Origin of the sequence: Pseudomonas sp. NPDC096950 (assembly GCF_044762525.1) — a bacterium.
Lineage (GTDB): Bacteria > Pseudomonadota > Gammaproteobacteria > Pseudomonadales > Pseudomonadaceae > Aquipseudomonas.
Window position 1 is genome coordinate 1 of record NZ_JBIWEL010000052.1, and the last position, 4,674, is coordinate 4,674.

6 protein-coding genes are annotated in these 4,674 nt (G+C 57.2%); 1 reads left to right on the forward strand and 5 read right to left on the reverse strand.

What is annotated here, in order from left to right; genetic code table 11:
* The 5 genes from ACIQY3_RS34170 to sdhC form a co-directional block, all read right to left on the reverse strand.
* Positions 1-280, reverse strand: a 280-nt coding sequence (locus tag ACIQY3_RS34170; RefSeq protein ID WP_403029057.1) for a hypothetical protein, incomplete at its 3' end; no start/stop codon positions are given.
* Positions 281-540: 260 nt separating this feature from the next.
* Positions 541-1,245 (reverse strand): succinate dehydrogenase iron-sulfur subunit, encoded by a 705-nt coding sequence (locus ACIQY3_RS34175; RefSeq protein ID WP_403029060.1) that lies wholly within the window; start codon positions 1,243-1,245, stop codon positions 541-543.
* An 11-nt stretch (positions 1,246-1,256) separates the two neighbouring features.
* Positions 1,257-3,032, reverse strand: a complete 1,776-nt coding sequence (gene sdhA / locus ACIQY3_RS34180; protein ID WP_054049455.1) for a succinate dehydrogenase flavoprotein subunit — start codon at positions 3,030-3,032, stop codon at positions 1,257-1,259.
* Positions 3,033-3,035: 3 nt separating this feature from the next.
* Positions 3,036-3,404 (reverse strand): succinate dehydrogenase, hydrophobic membrane anchor protein, encoded by a 369-nt coding sequence (sdhD, locus tag ACIQY3_RS34185; protein ID WP_027922414.1) that lies wholly within the window; start codon positions 3,402-3,404, stop codon positions 3,036-3,038.
* Positions 3,398-3,772 carry a succinate dehydrogenase, cytochrome b556 subunit gene (gene sdhC, locus ACIQY3_RS34190; RefSeq protein WP_054615726.1) on the reverse strand — a complete coding sequence of 125 codons (375 nt, stop codon included), beginning with the start codon at positions 3,770-3,772 and terminating at the stop codon, positions 3,398-3,400. The genes sdhD and sdhC overlap by 7 nt, the downstream gene beginning before the upstream one ends.
* Positions 3,773-4,135: 363 nt before the next feature.
* Here sdhC and ACIQY3_RS34195 point away from each other — a divergent pair.
* Positions 4,136-4,674, forward strand: a 539-nt coding sequence (locus ACIQY3_RS34195; RefSeq protein ID WP_403029065.1) for a citrate/2-methylcitrate synthase, incomplete at its 3' end; no start/stop codon positions are given.

The following is a 4,674-nucleotide window of genomic DNA, read 5'->3' on the forward strand; positions in this document are numbered from 1 at the left end:
CTTGCTTCTTCTCGTGCTCACTGCTCACGCTGCCGGCGGAAACCGGTTGGGCGCGGCGCTGGTTCTTTGCCAGCAAGACGAAATGATCGCGAATTGTGGAGTGCGAAACATCGGTGGCAGTGTTGCCGTCAGCGGGCAACTTCTGAAAGTAGGTGCGCCACTCTTCTGGCACAGCGTTAGGGTCGTGCAGGTAGAGCTCATAGAGCTCTTCCACATAGGCAGCGTTACTACCGGATAGGTAGGCGCTGTTCCACATGCGCTGCATCACGCTTTCTTGCATGCTTGGTCACCCTCGGTTAGGGGAACACCACCGGCGTCGACACCGAGCAAACTTGCAGAAGTCCGAATGCAGCGACCAAAACAAGCCACTTAGGATCACGCTGATAGTCCGGGTACCAGCCCGGATGCCCCTGCTTGTCTCATTTCTTCAAAATACGAGCGACAGCTTTATGGGCTGCTGCTCAGGTTAAAACTACGGCGCCGGTTGAAGCCTGCGCCGTAGCATCTACGGGTACAGCGGTGCTGCGTTTACAGCCTGAATCACACGCCGCTTTGCAGCAGCATGTTACGTACGTGTCCGATGGCCTTAGTCGGGTTCAGGCCTTTCGGGCAGACGTTGACGCAGTTCATGATCCCGCGGCAGCGGAATACGCTGAACGGGTCATCCAGCGAAGACAGACGCTCGGCAGTCTTGGTGTCACGGCTGTCTGCCAGGAAGCGGTACGCTTGCAGCAGGGCAGCTGGGCCCAGGAACTTGTCCGGGTTCCACCAGAAGGACGGGCAAGAGGTCGAGCAGCAAGCGCACAGGATGCACTCGTACAGACCGTCGAGCTTTTCACGCTCTTCTGGGGACTGCAGACGCTCGATGGCCGGAGCCGGCGTGTCGTTCTGAAGGATTGGCTTCACCTTCTCGTATTGCTTGTAGAAGATGCTCATATCGACGACTAGGTCACGGATAACCGGCAAACCTGGCAGAGGACGAACGATCAGCTTGTTACCTTTTACGACAGCGGACAGCGGCGTGACGCACGCCAGGCCGTTTTTGCCGTTGATGTTCATGCCGTCGGAACCGCAAACACCTTCACGGCAAGAGCGACGATAGGAGAAACCTTCGTCCTGCTCTTTGATCAGGGCCAGCACGTCCAGCACCATCAAGTCTTTACCACCGGTATCGACCTGGAAATCCTGCATGAACGGCGCGGCGTCCTGATCAGGGTTGTAGCGATAAACACTGACTTTCAACATGGCAGCCACCCTTAATAAGTCCGAATCTTAGGTTCAAAAGTCGGAACAGTCTTCGGCGAGAAGTTCACGGCACGCTTGGTTACGCGCTTGTCACCCGGGAAGTACAGGGTGTGGCACAGCCAGTTTTCGTCGTCGCGGTCTTCGTAGTCTTCACGGGCGTGAGCGCCGCGGGACTCTTTGCGGATTTCTGCAGCGATGGCGGTGGCTTCGGCCACTTCCAGCAGGTTTTGCAGTTCCAGGGCTTCGATACGAGCGGTGTTGAACGCCTGGCTCTTATCGTTGATCTTGACGTTGGCGATACGGCCACGCAGATCAGCCAGCTGGGCAATACCCTTCTGCATGTATTCGCCGGTACGGAATACACCGAAGTAGTTCTGCATGCAGCTTTGCAGCTCTTTACGCAGGGTAGCGACGTCTTCGCCTTCGGTCCGCGCGTTCAGGCCATCGAGACGTGCCAGGGCAGCGTCGATGTCGGACTGGCGTGGGCGAGCGTAGTCGACACCTTCTTTCAGGGTCTGTTCCAGGAACAGGCCGGCGGCACGACCGAATACCACCAGGTCGAGCAGCGAGTTGCCGCCCAGACGGTTGGCACCGTGAACCGATACGCAAGCCACTTCGCCTACAGCGAACAGGCCCGGGATGATCTGGTCAACGCCTTCAGCGTCCTGGGTGATCGCCTGGCCATGAATGTTGGTCGGCACGCCGCCCATCATATAGTGGCAGGTTGGAACGACCGGGATCGGCGACACGGCTGGATCGACGTGGGCGAAGGTCTTGGACAGTTCCATGATGCCTGGCAGACGGCTGTGCAGAACTTCTTCACCGAGGTGATCGAGTTTCAGCATTACGTGGTCGCCATCCGGACCGCAACCGTTGCCGGCGATGATTTCTTTAACCATCGAGCGAGCAACCACGTCACGACCAGCCAGGTCTTTGGCGTTCGGAGCATAACGCTCCATGAAACGCTCGCCGTGCTTGTTGATCAGGTAACCGCCTTCACCGCGGCAGCCTTCTGTAACCAGTACACCGGCGCCGGCGATGCCGGTCGGGTGGAACTGCCACATTTCAATATCTTGTACCGGCACGCCAGCACGCAGGGCCATGCCGACGCCGTCACCGGTGTTGATCAGGGCATTGGTGGTGGACGAGTAGATACGGCCTGCACCGCCGGTCGCCAATACAGTGGCGTTCGCACGGACGTAGGAGGTTTCGCCGGTTTCGATGCAGATGACGATCATGCCGACAAAGGCACCGTCTTCGTTCTTCACCAGGTCGACGCCGTAGTATTCGTTGAGGAATACGGTGCCGGCCTTCAGGTTGGCCTGGTACAGGGTGTGCAGCAGTGCGTGACCGGTACGGTCGGCAGCGGCGCAAGTACGGGCAGCCTGGCCACCTTTACCGAAGTCTTTCGACTGACCACCGAACGGACGCTGATAAATGCGGCCCTGTTCGGTACGGGAGAACGGCAAACCCATATGCTCGAGCTCGAAAACCGCTTCCGGGCCTACGGAACACATGTATTCGATAGCGTCCTGGTCACCGATATAGTCGGAACCCTTGACGGTATCGTACATGTGCCAGCGCCAGTCATCGTTCGGATCTGCCGAAGCGATGGCGCAGGTGATGCCACCCTGTGCGGATACGGTGTGCGAGCGAGTCGGGAAAACCTTGGTAACAACGGCAGTCTTGTGACCGCCCTGTGCCAGCTGCAGGGCAGCGCGCATGCCGGCACCGCCGCCGCCAACGATGATGGCGTCGAACGAAAGCGTATTAACTGTAGTAGACATGAATCAGATACCCCAAAGAATCTGCACACCCCAGACGAAGTAAGCGAACATCGCGACGCCGCATACTGCCTGGAAGAGGAAACGTATCGCAGTCGCGGACTTGCCGAACGCCATTGGCGTCAGGTAGTCGGTCGCGATGGTCCACATGCCGACCCAGGCGTGAGCGCCGAGGGCAACGAGGGCCAGGAGACTGAAGATACGCATCCAGTTGCTTGCGAACAGTTCATGCCATTGGGCGTAGCCGATGCCTGGGTGGGCAACGACGTATCCGATCAGGAAAATGAAATAAGCCGCGAGAACGACCGCAGACACACGTTGTGCCATCCAGTCATAGAGGCCCGAACGGGACAGGTTCGTGACGTTAGTTACCATATCCAAACTCCTGCCAGAACGATTACCACCACGGAAACGGCGATAACGATTTTCGAGCCCAGTTTGCCGCCTTCAAGCGTCTCACCGATGCCCATGTCCATGATCAAGTGGCGCACACCGGCAACCAAGTGATACAGCAAGGCGGACAGGATGCCCCAAATCACTAGCTTGGCTAGCGGACTGGTCAGACACGCTTTCACCTGTCCGAAGCCTTCTTCTGAGCTCAGCGATTTGTCCAATGCATAAAGCATGATGGCCAGGCTGACAAAGAGAATGACACCGGAGATTCGGTGAAGAATGGACGTGTAAGCAGTGACTGGGAGTTTGATGGTCCTTAGGTCTAGGTTTACAGGTCGTTGGCTATTCACGGCTTTTTTTCACACTGAAGAGCCCCTAACAATCAGGGCAAAGTTGTTGGGGAGTGCACTGGTCAGGTACCCACCACCCAGGGAGTGCGACCCCCAGCAAAGCAGGCCCAAAAGCCCCTGGCGGTCGGAGGCCGAGTATAGACAGTTAGGCTACTAATGACAACGCAATCACCTTCCCCTAATAGCTCATTGCACAAGTCGGATAAAAGGCGTAAATGGCAGGTAATTTCGAGGAAAAAGTCCGGTTAAAGCCTTCTGGAGCAAGACTTTAGGCAAATTGACATTCGAATTTATCTCACTATAGTGGTGCGGGCCCTGCGTGGGGGGTCTGTCTGATGATTTCAAGCATAAATAGGATGCCAAATTGCAGAAAAAAAAGCGCAGTTGATCATCGAGGGCGCAGCCCCCGTCGAGCTGCCCATTTTAACCGGCACCGTTGGTCCCGATGTAATTGATGTTCGGGGCCTGACGGCCACGGGCCGTTTCACCTTTGACCCTGGCTTCATGTCGACCGCCTCTTGCGAGTCGAAGATCACCTATATCGACGGCGACAACGGCATCCTGCTGCACCGCGGCTACCCGATCGAACAGCTGGCTGAAAAGTCGGACTACCTGGAAACCTGCTATCTGCTGCTCAACGGCGAACTGCCGACCGCAGAACAGAAGGCCCAGTTCGTCAGCACCGTGAAGAACCACACCATGGTCCACGAGCAGTTGAAGACTTTCTTCAACGGCTTCCGTCGCGACGCCCACCCAATGGCCGTCATGTGCGGTGTAGTCGGCGCCCTCTCGGCCTTCTACCACGACCCACGCACCGAAAGACCCGCGCTACCAGTTCAAGGAATTCTACGAACGGGTCAAGGCCAAGGGTTTCATCCTCTACCCCGGCAAATTGACCCAGG

Excerpts from the sequence above, each read along its gene's own strand:
- ACIQY3_RS34175 (WP_403029060.1), bottom strand. The coding sequence starts at position 1,245 with ATGTTGAAAGTCAGTGTTTATCGCTACAACCCTGATCAGGACGCCGCG.
- sdhA (WP_054049455.1), bottom strand. The coding sequence starts at position 3,032 with ATGTCTACTACAGTTAATACGCTTTCGTTCGACGCCATCATCGTTGGC.
- sdhD (WP_027922414.1), bottom strand. The coding sequence starts at position 3,404 with ATGGTAACTAACGTCACGAACCTGTCCCGTTCGGGCCTCTATGACTGG.